This window comes from Allorhizobium sp. DMC15 (assembly GCF_056314065.1).
Genome location: NZ_JBQUZB010000003.1, coordinates 510,806 through 528,940, shown reverse-complemented (window position 1 = coordinate 528,940; position 18,135 = coordinate 510,806). Strand labels below are relative to the sequence as shown.

At 62.4% G+C, this 18,135-nt stretch carries 16 protein-coding genes; 13 read left to right on the top strand and 3 right to left on the bottom strand.

Annotation, left to right across the window (positions count from 1 at the left end; all coding sequences use genetic code 11):
- Nucleotides 1-40: 40 nt before the first annotated feature.
- The gene (locus ACT53S_RS16865; protein ID WP_476067830.1) at nt 41-3,469 is read left to right on the top strand and encodes a hypothetical protein; all 3,429 of its coding nucleotides are present in this window, start codon (nt 41-43) and stop codon (nt 3,467-3,469) included.
- Nucleotides 3,470-3,481: 12 nt separating this feature from the next.
- Here the strand turns inward: ACT53S_RS16865 and ACT53S_RS16860 are convergent, their stop codons facing one another.
- Nucleotides 3,482-4,204: a cobalt-precorrin-6A reductase gene (locus tag ACT53S_RS16860; protein ID WP_476067829.1), complete on the bottom strand. Its 723-nt coding sequence runs from the start codon at nt 4,202-4,204 to the stop codon at nt 3,482-3,484.
- On the bottom strand, nt 4,194-5,324 hold the full coding sequence (locus ACT53S_RS16855) for a cobalt-precorrin-5B (C(1))-methyltransferase (RefSeq protein ID WP_476067828.1): 1,131 nt from the start codon (nt 5,322-5,324) through the stop codon (nt 4,194-4,196). The genes ACT53S_RS16860 and ACT53S_RS16855 overlap by 11 nt, the downstream gene beginning before the upstream one ends.
- Before the next feature lie 107 nt (nt 5,325-5,431).
- Here ACT53S_RS16855 and cobA point away from each other — a divergent pair, with 107 nt between their 5' ends.
- The 5 genes from cobA to ACT53S_RS16830 all read left to right on the top strand — a co-directional run bounded on the left by cobA (nt 5,432) and on the right by ACT53S_RS16830 (nt 10,108).
- Entirely contained in the window at nt 5,432-6,289 is an 858-nt protein-coding gene (gene cobA, locus ACT53S_RS16850; RefSeq protein ID WP_476067827.1) for a uroporphyrinogen-III C-methyltransferase, read from the top strand.
- Nucleotides 6,286-7,590 (top strand): cobyrinate a,c-diamide synthase, encoded by a 1,305-nt coding sequence (locus ACT53S_RS16845; RefSeq protein ID WP_476067826.1) that lies wholly within the window; start codon nt 6,286-6,288, stop codon nt 7,588-7,590. Before cobA ends, ACT53S_RS16845 begins: the two co-directional genes overlap by 4 nt.
- Nucleotides 7,587-8,591: a threonine-phosphate decarboxylase CobD gene (gene cobD / locus ACT53S_RS16840; RefSeq protein ID WP_476067825.1), complete on the top strand. Its 1,005-nt coding sequence runs from the start codon at nt 7,587-7,589 to the stop codon at nt 8,589-8,591. The genes ACT53S_RS16845 and cobD overlap by 4 nt, the downstream gene beginning before the upstream one ends.
- Complete coding sequence (gene cbiB, locus ACT53S_RS16835) at nt 8,588-9,562, top strand: adenosylcobinamide-phosphate synthase CbiB (RefSeq protein ID WP_476067824.1); 975 nt, start codon at nt 8,588-8,590, stop codon at nt 9,560-9,562. Before cobD ends, cbiB begins: the two co-directional genes overlap by 4 nt.
- A gap of 120 nt (nt 9,563-9,682) precedes the next feature.
- On the top strand, nt 9,683-10,108 hold the full coding sequence (locus ACT53S_RS16830; RefSeq protein WP_476067940.1) for a L,D-transpeptidase: 426 nt from the start codon (nt 9,683-9,685) through the stop codon (nt 10,106-10,108).
- A gap of 14 nt (nt 10,109-10,122) precedes the next feature.
- Here the strand turns inward: ACT53S_RS16830 and ACT53S_RS16825 are convergent, their stop codons facing one another.
- Nucleotides 10,123-10,848, bottom strand: a complete 726-nt coding sequence (locus tag ACT53S_RS16825) for a Crp/Fnr family transcriptional regulator (RefSeq protein ID WP_113376693.1) — start codon at nt 10,846-10,848, stop codon at nt 10,123-10,125.
- Between the two features lie 190 nt (nt 10,849-11,038).
- On the opposite strand from ACT53S_RS16825, the gene hemN reads away from it, so the two are divergent.
- The 7 genes from hemN (at nt 11,039) to ACT53S_RS16790 (ending at nt 18,008) form a co-directional block, all read left to right on the top strand.
- Complete coding sequence (gene hemN, locus ACT53S_RS16820; protein ID WP_476067823.1) at nt 11,039-12,388, top strand: oxygen-independent coproporphyrinogen III oxidase; 1,350 nt, start codon at nt 11,039-11,041, stop codon at nt 12,386-12,388.
- Nucleotides 12,389-12,487: 99 nt separating this feature from the next.
- Nucleotides 12,488-12,772 (top strand): acyl carrier protein, encoded by a 285-nt coding sequence (locus ACT53S_RS16815; RefSeq protein WP_003495848.1) that lies wholly within the window; start codon nt 12,488-12,490, stop codon nt 12,770-12,772.
- A gap of 27 nt (nt 12,773-12,799) precedes the next feature.
- Nucleotides 12,800-13,273, top strand: a complete 474-nt coding sequence (locus ACT53S_RS16810) for a 3-hydroxyacyl-ACP dehydratase FabZ family protein (RefSeq protein ID WP_166599756.1) — start codon at nt 12,800-12,802, stop codon at nt 13,271-13,273.
- A 102-nt stretch (nt 13,274-13,375) separates the two neighbouring features.
- On the top strand, nt 13,376-14,581 hold the full coding sequence (locus tag ACT53S_RS16805) for a beta-ketoacyl-ACP synthase (RefSeq protein WP_476067822.1): 1,206 nt from the start codon (nt 13,376-13,378) through the stop codon (nt 14,579-14,581).
- A 13-nt stretch (nt 14,582-14,594) separates the two neighbouring features.
- Entirely contained in the window at nt 14,595-15,884 is a 1,290-nt protein-coding gene (locus ACT53S_RS16800; protein WP_476067821.1) for a beta-ketoacyl-ACP synthase, read from the top strand.
- A 161-nt stretch (nt 15,885-16,045) separates the two neighbouring features.
- On the top strand, nt 16,046-17,074 hold the full coding sequence (locus tag ACT53S_RS16795) for a zinc-binding dehydrogenase (RefSeq protein WP_476067820.1): 1,029 nt from the start codon (nt 16,046-16,048) through the stop codon (nt 17,072-17,074).
- A gap of 10 nt (nt 17,075-17,084) precedes the next feature.
- Nucleotides 17,085-18,008, top strand: coding sequence for a lipid A biosynthesis lauroyl acyltransferase (locus tag ACT53S_RS16790; RefSeq protein WP_476067939.1), 924 nt, complete (start codon nt 17,085-17,087; stop codon nt 18,006-18,008).
- The last annotated feature ends 127 nt before the right edge of the window (nt 18,009-18,135 follow it).

The window sequence follows — 18,135 nt, the reverse complement described above, 5'->3', positions numbered from 1 at the left end:
CTTGATAGCGGCATCGATCGACGGAGACAATCACCAGGACATGTCGGAGATCCGGGGCGAAAAGCTACGGTTTCGCAAGCGGGACATCGTGCCGCTGCATGCCCTCCCGTCCGCGCAGGTCGAGGATCCCCTTATCGTGCATACGCCACCGCCGCGCCGGTCCGTCCTGCGGCGTGTCTTTCGTGTGCTTGGCGGTATCTCCGCCCTTTGGCTGGTGGTGCTGACGGGGGTCTATGCCGTCGTCGAAAGCGGTGCGCTGGATCAGGCTCTCGCCCGCCGAGCCCAGGCGGTGCTGGCGGAAGCCGTTGCGCCGCATTTCAAGGCCGTTGTCGGCTCCACCGAAGTGCGCTTCTCGGCCAACATGGAGTTGGCGGTCGAAGCCCATGACGTGACGCTGACTGAGGCTGGTCTGGGCCGGCAGGTGGCACTTACCAAGTCGGTAAAGTTCATCGTCGAGCCTCTGGCTTTGCTAGGCGGCCGATTTGCGGTGCGCGAGGTCGTCAGCGAAGGGATCAGTCTCGATGCACGGCTTCTGCCGAAACGCGAGCCTCTGGATCTGAACGAGCTGCGGATCGATTCGATGCCGGACTTCCTCGCCTCGGCCTTTGACGAGGTGGACCGAATTCAGGGGTTCTTTGCCCGGGGCGGGCTGGACCGGATGCGGATCGGGGGGCTGGAGGTCTCGGCGACCAGCGCCAGCGGGCGGCCGCTGACGCTTGCCGTCGACGACATTGCAATGGAGCGGGGCGCGGACGACTCGCTGTCGATCTTCGGTGCCATATCCGTCAACGGACAGCAGACGGAGCTCACGGCACTGACCACGAATGCCGGCGGGCGGGCTCAATCGCTGACAATGCGCGTGGCTGACTTCCGGCTTACGCCTTTCCTGTTGCGACGTTCGATGAATGGCGATCCGCGGCAGGGCATTGATGGATCGGCGGAATTGCTGCTGTCAGCCAAGCGTGACGGGGGCACGGAACCGCGTGCGCTGACGCTTGGCGTCAATATGCAAGGCGGCAGTACCTTCTTCTCCGACGGCCAGCCGCAGGAGATTACGAGGGCTGACCTGAACTTCGCCTATGACTTCAGCAAAGATACAGTTGAGATTATCAATTCCAACGCGCAACTGGGCAAGACAATCCTGCCGATTTCCGGTGGGCTGATCGACCTTGATCGACTGCCCGAAGGGGCCGAATTCGGCAAGGGGTTTGGGATCGACCTGCTGGTTTCCGGTGGGCGCGCTGACGTGCCAGATGCGGGAGAGGCGCCGTTTCCATTTTCCCTCAAGGGTTACGGCCGGTTCCTGGTCAACGAGAAGCTGCTGCAGCTCGACACCGTTGACGCGTCGACGCCGAATGGAAATCTTGTCGGCAAGCTGCAGATGCGTTTTGGCGGTACCGGCCCGGAAATCCGCTTCAATGCCGTCGTGGAGAACCTCAAGACCTCGGCTTTGAAGCAGCTATGGCCCTACTGGATCGCCTCCAAGCCGCGCCGCTGGGTGCTGGAGAATATCTTTGGTGGCGTCATCCCGCGTGGCACGATCGACGTTTTCATCCCGCAAAACCGCCTCTCGCTCGAACCGCAGCCGGTTCGTCTCGGTGATGACGAGTTGCGTATCGGCTTCGACATCGATGATGCGCGGATGAACCTGACCGGCGAGATCCCGCCACTGCGGGACGTGTATGGCCGCTTCGACATGATCGGTGAACGTGTCGAGGTGCAGATCAAGTCTGCAGGCTCCTATTTTCCCTCTGGTCGGGTCGTGAAGCTGGATGGCGGGAGCCTTGTGCTGGCTAAAGCCTATGACAAGCCGCTGATGGCCGATCTCTCCGTGAATGTCAGTGGGGATGCGGACGCCATCGCTGAACTTGTTTCTGCAAAACCGATCCAAGCCCTGCAGCGCACCGAATTTACGCCTGCCGATCTCGCTGGCCCGGTGAAAGGCCATGCCGAAGCGCGTTTCGGTCTCATTCAGGACCAGTCGCCGCCTGCCCCAGTATGGTCGGCATCGGTTGATCTCGATGGCGTCGACGTGAAGAAACCGTTCGATGGCCGCAACGTCACCGATATCTCCGGCACGCTCAAGGTTGATCCGGAGGCTGCGCGTCTTGAGGGGAAGGCCAAGGTCGAGGGCGTTCCGATGGATCTGCGTGTCACGGAGCCCGTGCGCAAAGGCGCCGACGCGGTGCCGCGAGAGCGGGTGATCTCCGCCAAACTCGACAACGCCGCGCGCAACAAACTGGCGCCCGGACTGGGCAGCATCCTCGACGGACCGGTCTCGGTTGAACTCACCTGGCTCGGCGAGCGAAAGCAGGGCGTTTCTGTCGACCTTCGGTCTGCCACGCTCACGGTGCCCTGGCTCGGCTGGAGCAAGGGGCAGGGGATCGGAGCGACAGCCAAATTCGACCTGACAAGCGGTGAAGACGGACAATCGCTCGCGGAAAACTTCGTCCTTGCCGGCGATGGGTTCGGGGCCTCGGGCGATCTTTCGTTTAGCCGTGATGGCCTGTCCGCCGCCAATTTCAACAAGGTTCGACTGGCGCCCGATGACAATGTCGCGCTGACGGTCCGCAATACGAAGGGTGTGTATTCCGTCAAGGCAAGCGGCAGCGCCTTCGACGCACGGTCCCTGATCTCGACCTTGAAGCAGCCGGGTGGCGGTGATGGCAGTGGCGGGGGTGGGGCCGCCTCGGGCGCGCCGCTTCGTATCGAAGCCCAGGTCGACCGCTTGGTGGGCTTCGGCAACGAAGCGCTTTCGGGTGTGTCGATCCTCTATTCCGGCAGCAAGGGGCGGGTCAATGCCGTCGATTTCTCCGGGGTCACGGGCAGCGGTCAGGCCGTGGTTGCCAAGCTGCGCTCGCCGGATGGCCCGCGCGAACTCGCTTTCACCAGCAGTGATCTCGGCGCTGTCGTGCGTTTCCTCGATATCTACAACCGCCTCGCCGGCGGCCTCGCCAATTTGCGACTGACGGAAATCCGCGACGGCTCGTGGAGCGGGAACCTCGACGTGCGCAATGTGCAGGTCAATAACGAGGAGCGGCTGCAGTCCATCGTGTCGACCCCTGCCGGTGCCGATGGGCGGAGCCTCAACAGTGCCGTCCGCCGTGATATCGACGTCAGTTCGGCGCGTTTCCAGCGGGCCTTTGCGCGGATTGCCCTGGTGGACGGGACCCTGAGCGTCGAGAACGGGATCGTGCGCGGCGATCAGATCGGCGCCACGTTCCAGGGCATCGTTCGCGACCGGTCGGGCCGCATCGATCTCACCGGTACTTTCATGCCGGCTTATGGGCTCAACAGGCTGTTCGGCGAATTGCCGGTCATCGGCGCGATCCTCGGCAACGGACGCGATCGTGGCCTTCTTGGCATTACCTTCAAGCTGACCGGGGCAAGCGCCAAGCCAAACCTTGTCATCAATCCGCTGTCCATTATCGCGCCCGGTGTGTTCCGGCAGATTTTCGAGTTCCGCTGAGCAGCCCGCGTCTCAATCCCGTTCCAGCATGATGACCGGCAGGCCAAGATGTCGAGCGGCAATCAGCTTGGCATAACCGGCGGGACCGCCCGAGTTGCGGCAGACCAGGTGTGTCACGCCGTGGGCGGTGAAAAGGTCGGCCTCCCGCGCGGGGTCGCTCGCGGGTTTTCCCAACACCAGCACATGGTCGCCCATGCTTAATGGCAAGACTGGCGGGTCAACCATGCGAATGACGAAGCGACAGTCCGGGCGGGTCGAGAAGGCATCGAGATATTGTCGACCGAGAGCAAGGAAGACCGTCGCGTTCGGGGGCAGGGCCTTCGCGGCCTCTTCCAAAGACCGAACCGCCTGCCAGCGGTCGCCCGGTTGTTTGCGCCAGCGGGGTCTTACACTCTGCTCGAGCGGTATGCCCGTGATGGCGGCGGCCTTGATCGCGTTTTCGCTGATGCGCCGCGCGAAGGGATGGGTGGCATCGATAATGCGGTCATATCCCTCATCGACAATGTACTGCGCCAGCCCTTCCGCTCCACCGAACCCCCCGATGCGGACTGCTCCTGCGGGCAGTATCGGATCCTGGGTCCGCCCTGCCAGTGACGTGGTGACGGCATGGCCCTCTGCCACAAGACGGGCGGCGAGATCGCGCGCCTCGGCGGTTCCCCCGAGAATCAGGACGCGGTCCCGTGACGTCGAGTTCTTGGCCGGTGGGCGGCTCTCCTGCGGCTCGTCACTTGGCATGGGCAATGATTTTCCCGCTGCGGTCGATAATGATCACGTCGGTTTCCACCGGCGCCTCGCGCAAGACAGAGAGCGCAGTCTGGCGCGCGCGTTTCGCGATCTCCGATGCCACGTCGATGCCAAGTTCATTCATAATCCCAAGGACTTCCATCGCCGTGTTCGCGTTTTGAATCCGCTCGCGGTCAGGTTGAGTCAGGTTTTTGGCGCAAGGTAATGATAGAAAACGAAGATTATCGATCTGGCTGCGCCCCGAGTGGAGGTCGAGCGCCCCTTGGGCGAGTTTTGCCATCTTCGCAAATCCGCCGGCAATCGTCAGTCTCGGCACCGGATGGGCGCGTAGATATTTGAGCAGGCCGCCGGCAAAGTCGCCCATGTCCAGCAAGGCCCCGTCCGGCAGGCCGTGGAAGGATTGCGCCGCTTTTTCCGACGTCGAGCCGGTGGCTCCGAGCACGTGGGTCAGTCCCTCGGCACGGGCGACGTCGATGCCGCGATGAATGGAGTGAATCCAGGCGGCGCAGGAGAAGGGATGCACGACACCCGTCGTGCCCAGAATGGATATGCCGCCGAGAATGCCGAGGCGCGGATTCCAGGTGTCCCTGGCAAGGACCTCTCCGCCGGGAACCGAGATGGTGATCTCGACATCCGGCGATACGCCATGCTTGTCGGACAGGTTTTCTATTTCTGCCGTCATCATGGCGCGCGGTACCGGATTGATCGCGGCCTCTCCGACGCCGATCGGCAGACCGGCCTTGGTCACGGTGCCAACGCCGTCGCCCGCCACAAAGCGGATGCCGCTTCCGGGGGTGAGGCGCCGGACCGTCGCGACTACCGTTGCGCCATGGGTCACATCCGGATCATCACCGGCATCCTTGACGATGCCGGCATAGCACGCTCCATCCTCGACACCTTCGGTGGCAAGGGCGAAAGCAGGTGTCTCTCCCCGAGGGAGCGTGATCGTGACCGGGTCGGGAAACTCGCCGGTCAGCAAGGCCGTGTAAGCAGCCTTTGTGGCCGCCGTGGCGCAGGCGCCGGTCGTCCAGCCGGTGCGCAAAGCGGTGCTGTCGGGCTTTTCCACCCGCTTGCCTTCCGGTCGTTCCCGCTGGTCATCCGCTTTGCTCATGGGGCGTTTATAGGCGAGCGTCCTGCGACGGGAAAGGTAGGTATGATCGCGGGGCGGCGGAAAGCCGTCTTGTCGGAATTGCAATTTGCAGGCCCGGAGCCTAGACCATGAGTATGAGTGACACGACGCGTCTAACCCTGCCCATGCACCTGCCGGCGATCGAGCCAGGCCATGTATGGCTTGCGGGTGCGGGACCGGGTGATCCGGGGCTTCTGACCCTGCTCGCCGCCCAGGGGCTCGCCCAGGCCGATGTCATCGTTCACGACGCGCTGGTCAATGAGGATTGCCTGAAACTGGCCCGCACCGGGGCGATTCTCGAATATGCAGGCAAGCGCGGCGGCAAGCCCTCTGCGAAACAGCGCGATATTTCCCTGCGCCTCGTCGAACTCGCCAAGGCCGGGCATCGGGTGCTGCGCCTGAAGGGGGGCGATCCTTTCGTCTTCGGGCGTGGTGGAGAGGAAGCCCTGACGTTGGTCGAGCATAGCGTACCGTTCCGTATCGTGCCCGGCATCACCGCTGGCATTGGCGGGCTCGCCTATGCCGGGATTCCGGTCACCCATCGCGAGGTCAACCACGCGGTCACGTTTCTGACCGGCCATGATTCGTCCGGTGTGGTGCCGGATCGCATCGACTGGGCGGCGATCGGACGCGGTTCGCCCGTCATCGTCATGTACATGGCGATGAAGCATATCGGGCAGATCGCCGCCAATCTGATGGCCGCAGGGCGTGGCCCTGACGAGCCTGTGGCCTTCGTCTGCAATGCCGCAACGACGGAACAGTCGGTGCTCGAGACGACGCTTGGTCGCGCTGAAGCGGATATGATAGTTGCCGGCATAGAGCCGCCGGCCATTGTCGTGATCGGGGAAGTCGTGCGGTTGCGCCCCTCGCTCGACTGGCTGGGAGCACTGTCCGGCCGAAAGTTGCAGTCAGACCCCTTTGCCGTGGGGCAGAAAGACACGGCATGAGCGGGCTTTTGATCGCTGCTCCGTCCTCCGGTTCCGGCAAGACGGTGGTGACACTCGGCCTGATGCGGGCGTTGAAGCGCCGCGATATCACGGTTTCACCGGGCAAAGCCGGACCCGATTACATCGATCCAGCCTTCCATGCCGCCGCATGCGGCCGGCCTTGCTTCAATTTCGACCCCTGGGCCATGCGCTCGCTTTTGCTGCACGACCTCGCGGATCGATCCTCGCGGGAGGGCATTCTGATCATTGAAGCGATGATGGGTCTGTTCGACGGGGCGGCTGACGGAACCGGAAGTGCCGCCGATCTCGCCGCGCTGCTGTCGCTGCCCGTCGTGCTTGTGATCGATTGCGGCCGGATGTCACAGTCGGTTGCGGCGATCGCCTCGGGATTTGCCCGGTTTCGCCCGGGCGTGCATGTGGCGGGCGTCATTCTCAACAAGGTCGGGAGCGCGCGCCACGAGGCGATGCTGCGCGATGCGCTTGTTGAGACAGGTCTGCCGGTGCTCGGCGTGTTGCGATCGAACGCCGCGCTCGTATTGCCAGAGCGGCATCTTGGTCTCGTGCAGGCCGATGAACATGCCGGTCTTGAAGCCTTTATCGAAGCGGCCGCCGAGGCCGTCGAGACGGGGTGCGACATGACGGCCTTGCTGGCCATCGCTGCCGCGTCTTCGGTCGGTACGGCAGCCGCAAACTCCCGATCCATACCGCCGCTCGCCCGGCACATTGCCATAGCACGCGACATCGCCTTTGCCTTCTCGTATCCCCATCTGATCGACGGATGGCGCCGCCAGGGCGCGGAGATTTCCTTCTTCTCACCGCTTGCAGATGAGGCGCCCTCGTCGGACGCAGGCGCTGTCTATCTGCCCGGGGGGTATCCTGAGCTGCATGCCGGCCGCATCGCAGCTGCGGAGACGTTCAAGGCCGGTATGGCAGCCGCTGCCGCTCGCGGAGCGAAGGTTTATGGCGAATGCGGCGGCTACATGGTGCTGGGGGAGGGGCTTGTCGACGCCGGAGGCGAGCAGCATGCGATGTTAGGTCTGCTGCCCGTCGTCACGACGTTTGCGGTCCGCACGCGCCACCTCGGCTACCGGCGGGTCCGCTCTCTCGCGTCTGATCTTTTTGCCGGCAGCTTTTCGGCGCACGAGTTCCACTATTCGTCGGTGGTCGCGGAAGGAGCCGCCGAGCGTTTGTTCGAAGCGCAGGATACTCTCGGGCAATCCTTGGGTCATGTTGGATTGCGCCGGGGTGCCACCAGCGGGTCGTATATGCATCTGATCGACTGCATCGGAGAGGGGGCATGAGCGCGCCAATCCAGCATGGCGGTGGACTTGCGGCCGCGGCGGAGATCTACGGCGGGGCGATCGAGGACTGGCTCGACCTCTCCACGGGGATCAATCCATGCCCGCCGCTGCTGCCTGCGATTTCGCCGCGGGCTTTCCACCGGTTGCCCGACCGGGAGTTGGAGCGCTCTGCCCGGCTGGCCGCCCAGCGCTATTATCGATCAGCGCTAAGGCTGCCTTTGCCGGTTCCCGGCACGCAATCGGTCATCCAGCTCCTGCCGCGCCTCGTCAGACCCGATGCACGGGTCGCCATCGTCTGGCCGACCTATGGGGAATATCCGCGCGTCTTCGAGCAGGCCGGCTTCTGCGTCGATCGTATCGACAATCTTGAGGCCGTTACGCCCGCGCATGGTCTGGTCGTGGTGGTCAATCCCAACAATCCGAATGGCCGCGCCCATTCGCCGACACGTCTTGCTGCGCTTGCAGACGATCTTGCAGTTCACGGCGGCTATCTCGTCGTTGACGAAGCCTTCGGGGATGTGCTGCCAGAGCTGAGCGTGGCGGCGGCACGTCATCCCAACCTGGTTGTGTTTCGGTCCTTCGGGAAGTTCTTTGGTCTGGCTGGAATCCGGCTCGGATTCGTCATTGCGGAGGATGATGTCGTTGCGCGGTTCGCAGACTGGCTGGGTCCATGGGCCGTATCCGGTCCGGCGCTGGAATTGGCGCGCCATTTTCTGGCCGCCGATGTCGCGGCGATCCAGACCACCATTGCGCAGCGGTGCTCCGCTCTCCACCGTGTGCTCCGTGGTGCAGGCCTGGTGATTGGCGGTCATGCCGGTCTTCTCACGCTGGTCGAGGATGCGCGGGCAGGGGATCTGCATGCACATCTCTGCCGGAACCACATCCTGACCCGGAAATTCGATTATCGCAGCGACTGGCTGCGCTTTGGACTCCCTGCCGATGCCGACGGGGATCAACGGCTGGCGGATGCGCTCGCAACCTGGTCCAGGGACGACGCATGATCCATCTTGTCCTTCTCTTTGTTGCGGTGATCCTTGACCGCCTCGTGGGCGATCCGCTCTGGCTTTGGCAACGCCTGCCGCATCCCGTGGTGATCTTCGGCAAGGGGATCGACCTGTTCGAACGGCGACTGAACCGGCCGAGCTTTACCGCCATGGGCCGCCGTGTGAATGGCGTCGCCGCAATCGTCGCGCTTCTTGCTCTTGCGGCCCTGGTCGGGGGTGGCTTGTCTCGGCTTGCTGACGTGCTCGGTTACTTCGGTCTTGCGTGCGAGATCGTCGTCGTGGCTGTCTTCCTCGCGCAAAAGAGCCTCGCCGATCACGTCTTGGCCGTCGCTGAGGGCTTGCAGAAGGATGGACTTACAGGCGGAAGGCGGGCTGTTGCGATGATCGTCGGCCGCGATCCCAACACGCTCGACGGTTCGGGCGTCTGCAGGGCCGCCATCGAAAGCCTGTCGGAGAACTTTGCTGACGGCGTGGTGGCACCGGTCTTCTGGTATGCGGTCGCCGGACTGCCCGGACTGCTCGCCTACAAGATGCTCAACACGGCTGATTCGATGATCGGTCACAAGAACGAGCGATACCGCGATTATGGCTGGGCCTCCGCGAGGCTCGACGATCTCGCGAACTGGCCGGCGGCAAGGCTCTCTGCAGGTCTCATTGCTCTTGCGGCCAGTCTCAGGCTCGGCGCTGCTGCCGGGCGCCGCGCCCTGTCGGCTGCGCTGCGCGACAGCGGACTGCACCGCTCGCCCAATTCCGGCTGGCCCGAATCGGCCATGGCTGGCGCCCTCGACCTCCAACTCGCCGGTCCGCGCGTGTATGGTGGTGTGCGCGTGAGCGAACCGATGATGCATGCGAGCGGACGAGATCAGGCAACGCTTAACGACATCCATGCCGGGGTTGGCGTTTTCTATAGTGCCTGCAGCCTGATGGCGGCATTGGTCGGGATTTTAGCTCTCGTTTCCTCCATCTAACGATTTCCGTTCAGGATGAAGCTGGCGACCCTCTTTGGGCGCAGGTCGCTGCCGGATTCCCTTTTCTCGGCGGGCATCTACAGTGTCATGTTGCAAGGGGTGTACATGTGGGGGGATAACATGCGTGCAACCGTGGCCGTGGCAGTATTGATCGTCTTGGCCTCACTGCCTTCACGGGCGGAGGCGAATTCGCTTGTTGCCCGCGTCAGCCTGTCGGCACAGACCATGACAGTCAGCGAGAACGGGATCGTGCGCTATCGCTGGAAGGTGTCGACCGGGCGTCCGGGGCATGCGACGCCAACCGGATCATGGCGGGCGAAATGGGCGTCACTCCATCACCGCTCCCGGAAATATGACAATGCGCCCATGCCGTATGCGATCTTTTTCAACGGGGGTTATGCCGTGCACGCCACCTATGATCTCAAGCATCTCGGACGACCAGCGTCCCATGGCTGCGTGCGGCTGCATCCGGACGATGCGGCGCAATTCTATGCACTCACCCGGCAGATCGGGCTGGGCAACACGCGAATCCTGATTTCGAATTAAATACGGTTGCCGCCTCAGTCGATGCCGGCTGCATCGCGCAGACGATCGATCTTCGGAACGATCACGTGGCGGTTGTTCTCAATGATGATGATGCCGTCCTTGCGGAGCTTGGTCATCTGACGGCTGACGGTCTCGATCGTGAGGCCGAGAAAATCGGCAATGTCCGCGCGGGACAGCGGCAGATCGAAGGTCTGCGTCTTGCCGCTCTCGGGGTCGATATGGGTTGCAATCAGGTAGAGGAAGCTTGCGACCTTCTCCTGGGCGGTTTTCCGACCCAGCGTGAGCATCCAGTCGCGAGCCTCGTCGAGTTCCTTCAGCGACTGGCTGTGTAGCTTGCGCTCCATGTCCGGCACTTCGCCGACCATGCGGTCAATGACATTGCGCGGGAAGGTGCAGATTTCGGTGTCGGTCGCGGCTTCGGCCGTGATCGTGCTCTCGCCGAGAAAGGGGCGGCCGAGAAAATCGGGTGCAAATTGCAGGCCGACGATCTGCTGGCGGCCGTCCGCCATCATCTTCGACAGCTTGATCACGCCCTTCAGAATGTTGCTGTAGCTGCCGACGGTCTCGCCCTGACCGATCACCTCATTGCCCGAATCGATGCGTCGACGCATGGAGTGACGGTTGAGCTCGACCAGCTGGCCCGCCGTCAGAACGGAACACAAGCCGCCATGTCTTGCCTCGCACGAGCGACAAACGGCCGGTGCTTCGCATTCCGGCTGGTGCTTGGTATGAGTGTCCATAGTCTGCCGCCCCGTCAGGCCGGCCATTGCGCATCAGCGCCGATTCCGACCTCTATGGCCTTTTCGGCCTCTGAGTTTCCGTGAACTCTATTTGAGAAATGTATCAGCAAATTGATCGAAGTCAAAGGCTGCGTTGTCGCAGATCGCTATCTTTGGTCGCAGATCGAGATCGTTTGGGACATCCGTCATCATGCAGAATTCACTCCTATCCCGCTATTCCGGAGCCGTGCCGCGCTACACGAGTTATCCCACGGCGCCGCATTTCCATGAGGGCGTCAATACAGAGGTCTATGCGGGATGGCTGCGGTCGATCAGCAGTGGACAACGGATCTCTCTTTACCTGCACATCCCCTATTGTGACCGCCTCTGCTGGTTCTGTGCCTGCCATACAAAGCATACATTGAAATATGAGCCTATTTCGATCTATCTGGAATCGTTGAAAAAAGAAATTGCTGCCGTCGGCGACCTGGTGTCGCGGGGGGCAAAGGTGACGGCAGTGCATTTCGGCGGCGGTTCGCCGACCATGCTGCGCCCAGATGATCTGATCGGGTTGATGGCTTCGCTCCGTGAAGCCTTTCATTTCGCCGACGAAGTTGAGATCAGCGTCGAAATGGACCCGAATGATCTCGACGAGCCGCGCTACGATGCGCTTGCGGCGATCGGCATGACCCGGGCAAGCCTCGGCGTTCAGGATTTCCACCCAGACGTGCAGCGTGCGATCAACCGGATCCAGACCTTCGATCACACGAAATCGGTGGTCGACGCCGTCAGGGCGCGTGGCGTGCATTCGGTCAATTGCGACATGCTGTATGGTCTGCCGCACCAGACGGAGGAGACGCTCGCGGAGACCGTGCGCGACATTCTCTCTCTGGCGCCGGATCGTATCGCCCTCTTCGGCTATGCTCATGTGCCGTGGATGAAGAAGCATCAGACGATGATCAAGGAAGAGGTGCTGCCGGGGGTCGAAGAACGTTTCGTTCAGATGAACCTCGCGGCGCGCATGCTCATGGACGCCGGTTACGAAGCCATCGGCATCGATCATTTCGCGCTCCCGACCGACAGCATGGCGATCGCCCAGCGGGAGGGGCGGCTGCGGCGGAACTTCCAGGGCTACACCGTCGATGCTGCCGAGGCTTTGATCGGCCTCGGTGCCTCATCGATCGGACAGTTGCCGCAGGGTTATGTCCAGAACATGCCGGCCACGGGTGAGTACCAGCGCATGGCCGACAATGGCGGCCTTGCCGCCGTGCGGGGCGTTGCCGTCACAGACGACGATCGGATGCGCCGCCGGGTGATCGAGGAGATCATGTGCCGTTTCGAGCTGTCATTCGTCGGCCTGCGGGCCGAATTCGGCCCGGCCGCTGACGCGATCGTTTCCGAAGCCCGGATCTTTGCGCAGTCGAACCAGGACGACATCTGTCGTCTGGATGGTGATCGTTTCGTGATCACCGACATCGGTCGGCCTTTCGCCAGGACCATCGCTGCCGTCTTCGACAGCTATCTGTCGAACGGCAAGGGGCGCCATTCGATTGCTGTTTAGGCAACACTGGAGCCGCAAATTTCGCTGTCGCACAAAAGCACCATTGGCATTTGACGGTGTTTTCCTTATGTGGAACCCAGAATTTGAGACATATGAGGTATGGGCGTGACCGCTACATTCGACAAAGTTGCCGACATCATCGCAGAGACCAGCGAAATCGACCGCGAGACGATTACGCCGGAAAGCCACACGATTGATGACCTCGGCATCGACAGCCTCGACTTCCTCGACATCGTCTTTGCGATCGACAAGGAATTCGGCATCAAGATCCCGCTCGAGCAGTGGACGCAGGAAGTGAACGAAGGCAAGGTTTCGACCGAAGAATACTTCGTTCTCAAGAACCTCTGCGCCAAGATCGACGAGCTTCGCGCCGCCAAGGGCTGACCCGTCTCCAAAGGAGCGGACATCGTCATGCTGCTTGAATATTTCCAGATGATTGACAAGGTCGAGAGCGTGGATCTCGGCCTTGGTCGTTTGAAGGCTACCTCCGTGGTGCCGATGGAAAGCCCTGTGTTCGAAGGGCATTTTCCCGGCATGCCGCTGGTGCCCGGCGTGCTCTTGATCGAAACCATGGCGCAGGCCTCCGGCATGCTCTTGCTCGCGGTCAAGGACTTCGAGGCGATGCCTTTCCTGATGTCCGTCGATGGCGCCAAGATGCGCACCTTCGTCGAGCCCGGCGCCGTCCTCGATATCGAGGCGGAACTCGAGCATGACGGATCGGGCTTTGCTGTCACCAAGGCGAAGATCACGAGCGGCGGCAAGAAGGTCTGCGACGCGCAGCTGAAGCTGCGCACCATGCCGTTCTCCGAAGTGCCGCTCGCGCCGATCGTGCGCAAACGCGCCGAGGAAGTCGGTCTGATGGCCGCGATGGCCGCCCAGGCTTAAGGCGCATTCGGCCGCAAGCGCGCAATCTCCTATTGACCTTGGGGCCTTATTCGGGAAAACCCGCATTTTACGCTGGCCAGCCCGCCGGCGAGAGGATTGCATATGGTCAAGAAACCGAATGATGTGGTGATCACCGGTGTGGGGATCGTCACCTGCCACGGCACCGGCAAGGACGCGCATCTCGCGCTGCTCTCGGCCAAGACGGCGCCGGAACCGGTCCTGGAGACCGAAAAATTCGCGCCTTACGTCGTACACAGGCTGCCGGAAATCGATTGGTCGCAGCAGATCGCCAAGCGTGGCGACCAGCGCCAGATGGAAAACTGGCAGCGCCTCGGCGTCTTCGCAGCCGGCCTTGCACTTGACGACGCCGGCATGAAGGACGATGCGGACGCCTGCGGGACTATGGACCTGATCGTCGCTGCCGGTGGTGGCGAGCGTGACATCGCCGTTGACAGCCTGATCGTCGACGAGGCGCTGAAGCGCAATGACCGTGAGAAATTCCTGATCGAGAAGCTGAAGACAGAGCTTCGTCCGACGCTCTTCCTGGCGCAGCTTTCCAACCTGCTCGCCGGCAATATCTCGATCGTCCACAAGGTCACCGGTTCCTCGCGCACCTTCATGGGCGAAGAGGCCGCCGGCATTTCGGCAATCGAAACGGCCTTTGCCCGTATCAAGGCCGGCCAGTCGACGCACACCCTCGTCGGTGGCGCCTTCGTGTCCGAACGTCCTGATATCCTGCTGCTGGTCGAGGGCATCCGCGCCCATCAGACCGGTCCCTGGCAGCCGCTCTGGTCGCGCGATGGTTCCTCCGGCGGTGGCATGATCCTCGGCACCGTCGGCGCCTTCCTGGTGCTCGAATCCCGCGAACATGCCGAGGCGCGTGGCGCGCATATCTACGCTGTGCTCGACGCCGTCGAAGGCGATCGCGGCAATCGCGACGAGGGCAAGCTCGAAGCGCGCCTGGCCCGCATGGTTCCTGAAGCCGCGTCCCTGTCTGCCGCCGATACCGTCGTCTTCTCAGGCGCGTCTGGTCTGGCCGAGCTCACGCAACGTGAGAAGGCTCACCTTGCGGAACGTTTTGCCGGCATGCCGGTGCGTGGTTATGCCGGCTCGATCGGTCACTCGGTCGAGGCGCAGTTCCCGGCGGGTCTGGCGCTTGCCGCCCTTGCGATTGATTCCGGTGCGACGGTGCCGGCTTTCGATCCTGCAAGCGAAGCGGCCCAAGCTCACCCTGCCAAACATGCCATCATCACCACCGTCGGCTATGTGCGGGGCGAAGGCCTTGCCGTACTCTCGGCGAATGCGTGAGGAGGATAGATCCATGACCGATAGCCGTTTCAAGGATCATCTGGGCCGCCCGATCATTGCCGTCACCGGCATGGGTGTCATCACGTCGCTCGGCCAGGGGCTTTCCGACAACTGGTCGAAGCTGACCTCGGGCAAGTCCGGCATCCACTACATCAAGCGCTTCGACACAGAGGGCATGTCGACCCGTATCGGTGGCACGGTCGATTTCATCGCCGTGCCCGCCAACAATGCCGTCGAGCGTTCCTATGCGCTGGCCCGCGAGACGACCATCGAGGCGCTCGCCCAGGCCGGCATCAATGGCGATTTCAACGGTCCGCTCTTCCTCGCGGCCCCACCGGTCGAGCCGGAATGGCATGACCGTTTTGCGCTTGCCGAACGGGCTCCGGCCTCCACCCAGCCGGGCGATGCCTATGACCGCTTCCTGGCTGCGATGCGGGAAAAGCCGGACCCGGTCTTCCTCGAAGCCGTGCAGTTCGGCTCGATCTCCGAGCGTTTGTCCGACAAGTTCGGCACGCGCGGTCTTCCGGTGACTCTGTCGACCGCCTGTGCGTCCGGTGCCACCGCGATCCAGCTCGGCGTCGAGGCGATCCGCCAGGGTCGCACGGAGCGTGCGCTGACGGTTGCCACCGACGGCTCGATCAGCCCGGAGGCGGTCATCCGCTTCTCGCTGCTCTCGGCGCTTTCGACCCAGAACGATCCGCCGGAAAAGGCGTCGAAGCCTTTCAGCAAGGAACGCGATGGTTTCGTCATCGCCGAAGGAGCGGCAACTCTGGTGCTGGAATCGCTCGAAGCAGCGGTGGCCCGTGGCGCCAAGGTGCTCGGTATCATCAAGGGATGCGGCGAAAAGGCCGACCATTTCCACCGCACGCGCTCCTCGCCGGATGGGGGTCCCGCGATTGCAACCATCAAGGCAGCCCTTGCGGATGCTGGTTTGTCGGAGGAGGCCATCGGCTACATCAATGCCCATGGCACTTCGACGCCCGAAAACGACAAGATGGAATATGGCGCCATGCTGTCGGTCTTCGGCGACCGGCTGAAGGACGCCATTCCGTGCTCCTCGAACAAGTCGATGATCGGCCACACGCTGACGGCCGCTGGCGCGGTCGAGGCGGTGTTCTCGATCCAGACCATGCTCACCGGCACGCTGCCGCCGACCATCAACCACACCAATCCCGATCCCTCGATCGTGCTCGATGTGGTGCCGAACGTGAAGCGGGAGGCGTCTGTTTCGGCGGTTCTCTCCAACTCCTTCGGTTTCGGCGGTCAGAACGCCAGCCTTGTCATGACGCGGGAACCGGTCTAAGGCCTGCGCCAACAATTCGAGACGCCATCCTCGGCTTTCAGCCGAGGATCCGCGAACCTCGCAAGAACAACGAAGGTCGGCTGGTGCTCGGACAAACCCGGGCATGACGATGAGAGCGTGACGACGTCTCATCCGCCCCCAGGCCCTGAAGGAAACATGTCATGCGCGCATTGCAACTCGTCGAAGACCGCAAGCTTGAAATCGTCGACCTGCCCGAGCCGGATGCACCGGGTCCGGGTGAGGTGACGCTGCGCGTCAAGGCCGTCGCGCTCAATCACATCGACGTCTGGGGCTGGCGCGGCATGGCATTTGCCAAGCGCAAGATGCCGCTCGTCATCGGTGCGGAAGCCTCCGGTGTGGTCGAGGCGATTGGTCCCGGCGTCGGCAATATCCTGCCGGGTCAGCTGGCTGCCGTCTATGGTGCGCGCACCTGCGGTCTCTGCAAGCCTTGCCGCGAAGGGCGTGACAATCTCTGCGAACATGTCGGCGGCGTGCACGGCTTCCACCTCGACGGCTTTGCGCAGGAAAAGATCAACCTGCCGGCGCGTCTGCTGGTGCCTGCCCCTCCGGGCGTTGATCCAGTCGGTGCCGCTCTTGCTCCGGTCACCTTCGGCACCGTCGAGCACATGCTGTTCGACAATGCCAAGCTCGAGCCGGGCGAAACGATCCTCGTGCATGCCGGCGGTTCGGGCATCGGTACGGCGGCCATCCAGCTTGCCAAGAAGATCGGCTGCACAGTGATCACCACCGTCGGGTCCGACGACAAGATCGAGCCGGCCAAGGCGCTGGGCGCCGATCACGTCATCAACTACCGCACCGACCGCTTCGAAGGCGTCGTGCGCAAGCTCACCAAGAAGAAGGGCGTCGACGTCGTCTTCGAACATGTCGGCAAGGATACCTGGGCTGGCTCCATGCTCTGCCTGAAGCGCGGTGGCCGTCTCGTCACCTGCGGTTCGACCTCTGGTGTCTCGACCGACATGAACCTGATGATGCTCTTCCAGCAGCAGCTCAAGCTGCTCGGTTCCTTCGGCTGCCGCATGGAAAACATGGCCAATGCCATGCAGAAGATGGCGCGCGGCATCGTGCATCCGGTTATCGACACCGAAGTGACCTTCGACGATATCGACCGGGCGCTCGCCCGGATGGAAGGCCGCCAGGTCTTCGGCAAGATCATCCTGAAGATGGACTGATCGCGTGCGGATGCTCGTCACCCGCATCGTTCTGGCGCTGCGCAAGGCCTATCACTGGAGCATTGCGCAGGCAGCCTTCGGGTTCCTGACGCTGCTCAAGATCCTGCCTGCGGATGCTGCGATCAATTTCGCCGACCGACTGATGCGCTGGGTCGGACCAAAGACCCGACGCCATCGCCTGATGCAGGTCAATCTGAAGAATGCGTTTCCCGAAAAATCCGAAGCCGAGCGTGAAGAAATCGCGCTTTCGAGCTGGGGCCATATGGGACGGCTTGCTGCCGAATATGTCTTTCTCGATCGTCTGTTTGATTTCGATCCGGAAAAGCCGGGCGAGGGCAGGGTAGAAGTCTCTGGTGTCGAGCAGTTCCTTGACCTGCGCGACAATCCGCGGCCCTTCATCGTGTTTACCGGCCACACTGCAAACTTCGAGCTTTTGCCCGTCGCGGGCGCGGCTTTCGGGCTTTACGTGACCGTTCTCTTCCGGCCGCCCAATAATCCCTATGTTGCGGAAAAGGTGTTCAATTTCCGTCGCAAGCGGATGGGCAAGCTCGTGCCGTCCCATGCCGGATCGTCCTTTGCGCTGGCGCGCCAGCTGGAGCAGGGGGGGGGCGTGGGGGTGCTCGTCGACCAGAAGTTCCGGAAAGGCGTGGAAACCAGTTTCTTCAACAATCCGGTCCGCACCAATCCGCTTTTGGCCAAACTCGCCCGCCAGTTCGAATGCGAAGTCTATCCCGCGCGCTGCATCCGTTTGCCGGGCAACCGGTTCCGTTTGGAGATCGAGCCGGCGATCAGCCTGCCGCGCAACGCCAAGGGACAGATCGACGTTAACGCCACGTCGCAGGTGCTGAACGACAAGGTCGAGTCCTGGGTCCGCCAATTCCCGGAGCAGTGGCTCTGGTATCACGACCGCTGGCACATCAAACACAAGATCTGACCCCTCATTTTTGGCGAATGTAAGCGTTTCATACGCAACATTTTTTGGGCTGAGACTTTCGACATACCTGCAGAGATTGAAGGTGACGCGACCTCATGTTACGGCAGCCGAGAGGAATGTGTGACGG

What these genes read in the sequence shown, in the direction of transcription:
- ACT53S_RS16845 (WP_476067826.1), top strand. Translation starts at nt 6,286, where the DNA reads ATGAGCGGGCTTTTGATCGCTGCTCCGTCCTCCGGTTCCGGCAAGACG.
- cobA (WP_476067827.1), top strand. Translation starts at nt 5,432, where the DNA reads ATGAGTATGAGTGACACGACGCGTCTAACCCTGCCCATGCACCTGCCG.
- ACT53S_RS16805 (WP_476067822.1), top strand. Translation starts at nt 13,376, where the DNA reads ATGGTCAAGAAACCGAATGATGTGGTGATCACCGGTGTGGGGATCGTC.
- ACT53S_RS16815 (WP_003495848.1), top strand. Translation starts at nt 12,488, where the DNA reads ATGGGCGTGACCGCTACATTCGACAAAGTTGCCGACATCATCGCAGAG.
- ACT53S_RS16800 (WP_476067821.1), top strand. Translation starts at nt 14,595, where the DNA reads ATGACCGATAGCCGTTTCAAGGATCATCTGGGCCGCCCGATCATTGCC.
- ACT53S_RS16825 (WP_113376693.1), bottom strand. Translation starts at nt 10,848, where the DNA reads ATGGACACTCATACCAAGCACCAGCCGGAATGCGAAGCACCGGCCGTT.
- ACT53S_RS16865 (WP_476067830.1), top strand. Translation starts at nt 41, where the DNA reads ATGTCGGAGATCCGGGGCGAAAAGCTACGGTTTCGCAAGCGGGACATC.
- ACT53S_RS16810 (WP_166599756.1), top strand. Translation starts at nt 12,800, where the DNA reads ATGCTGCTTGAATATTTCCAGATGATTGACAAGGTCGAGAGCGTGGAT.
- cbiB (WP_476067824.1), top strand. Translation starts at nt 8,588, where the DNA reads ATGATCCATCTTGTCCTTCTCTTTGTTGCGGTGATCCTTGACCGCCTC.
- cobD (WP_476067825.1), top strand. Translation starts at nt 7,587, where the DNA reads ATGAGCGCGCCAATCCAGCATGGCGGTGGACTTGCGGCCGCGGCGGAG.
- ACT53S_RS16860 (WP_476067829.1), bottom strand. Translation starts at nt 4,204, where the DNA reads ATGCCAAGTGACGAGCCGCAGGAGAGCCGCCCACCGGCCAAGAACTCG.
- ACT53S_RS16790 (WP_476067939.1), top strand. Translation starts at nt 17,085, where the DNA reads ATGCTCGTCACCCGCATCGTTCTGGCGCTGCGCAAGGCCTATCACTGG.
- ACT53S_RS16830 (WP_476067940.1), top strand. Translation starts at nt 9,683, where the DNA reads ATGCGTGCAACCGTGGCCGTGGCAGTATTGATCGTCTTGGCCTCACTG.
- ACT53S_RS16855 (WP_476067828.1), bottom strand. Translation starts at nt 5,324, where the DNA reads ATGAGCAAAGCGGATGACCAGCGGGAACGACCGGAAGGCAAGCGGGTG.
- hemN (WP_476067823.1), top strand. Translation starts at nt 11,039, where the DNA reads ATGCAGAATTCACTCCTATCCCGCTATTCCGGAGCCGTGCCGCGCTAC.
- ACT53S_RS16795 (WP_476067820.1), top strand. Translation starts at nt 16,046, where the DNA reads ATGCGCGCATTGCAACTCGTCGAAGACCGCAAGCTTGAAATCGTCGAC.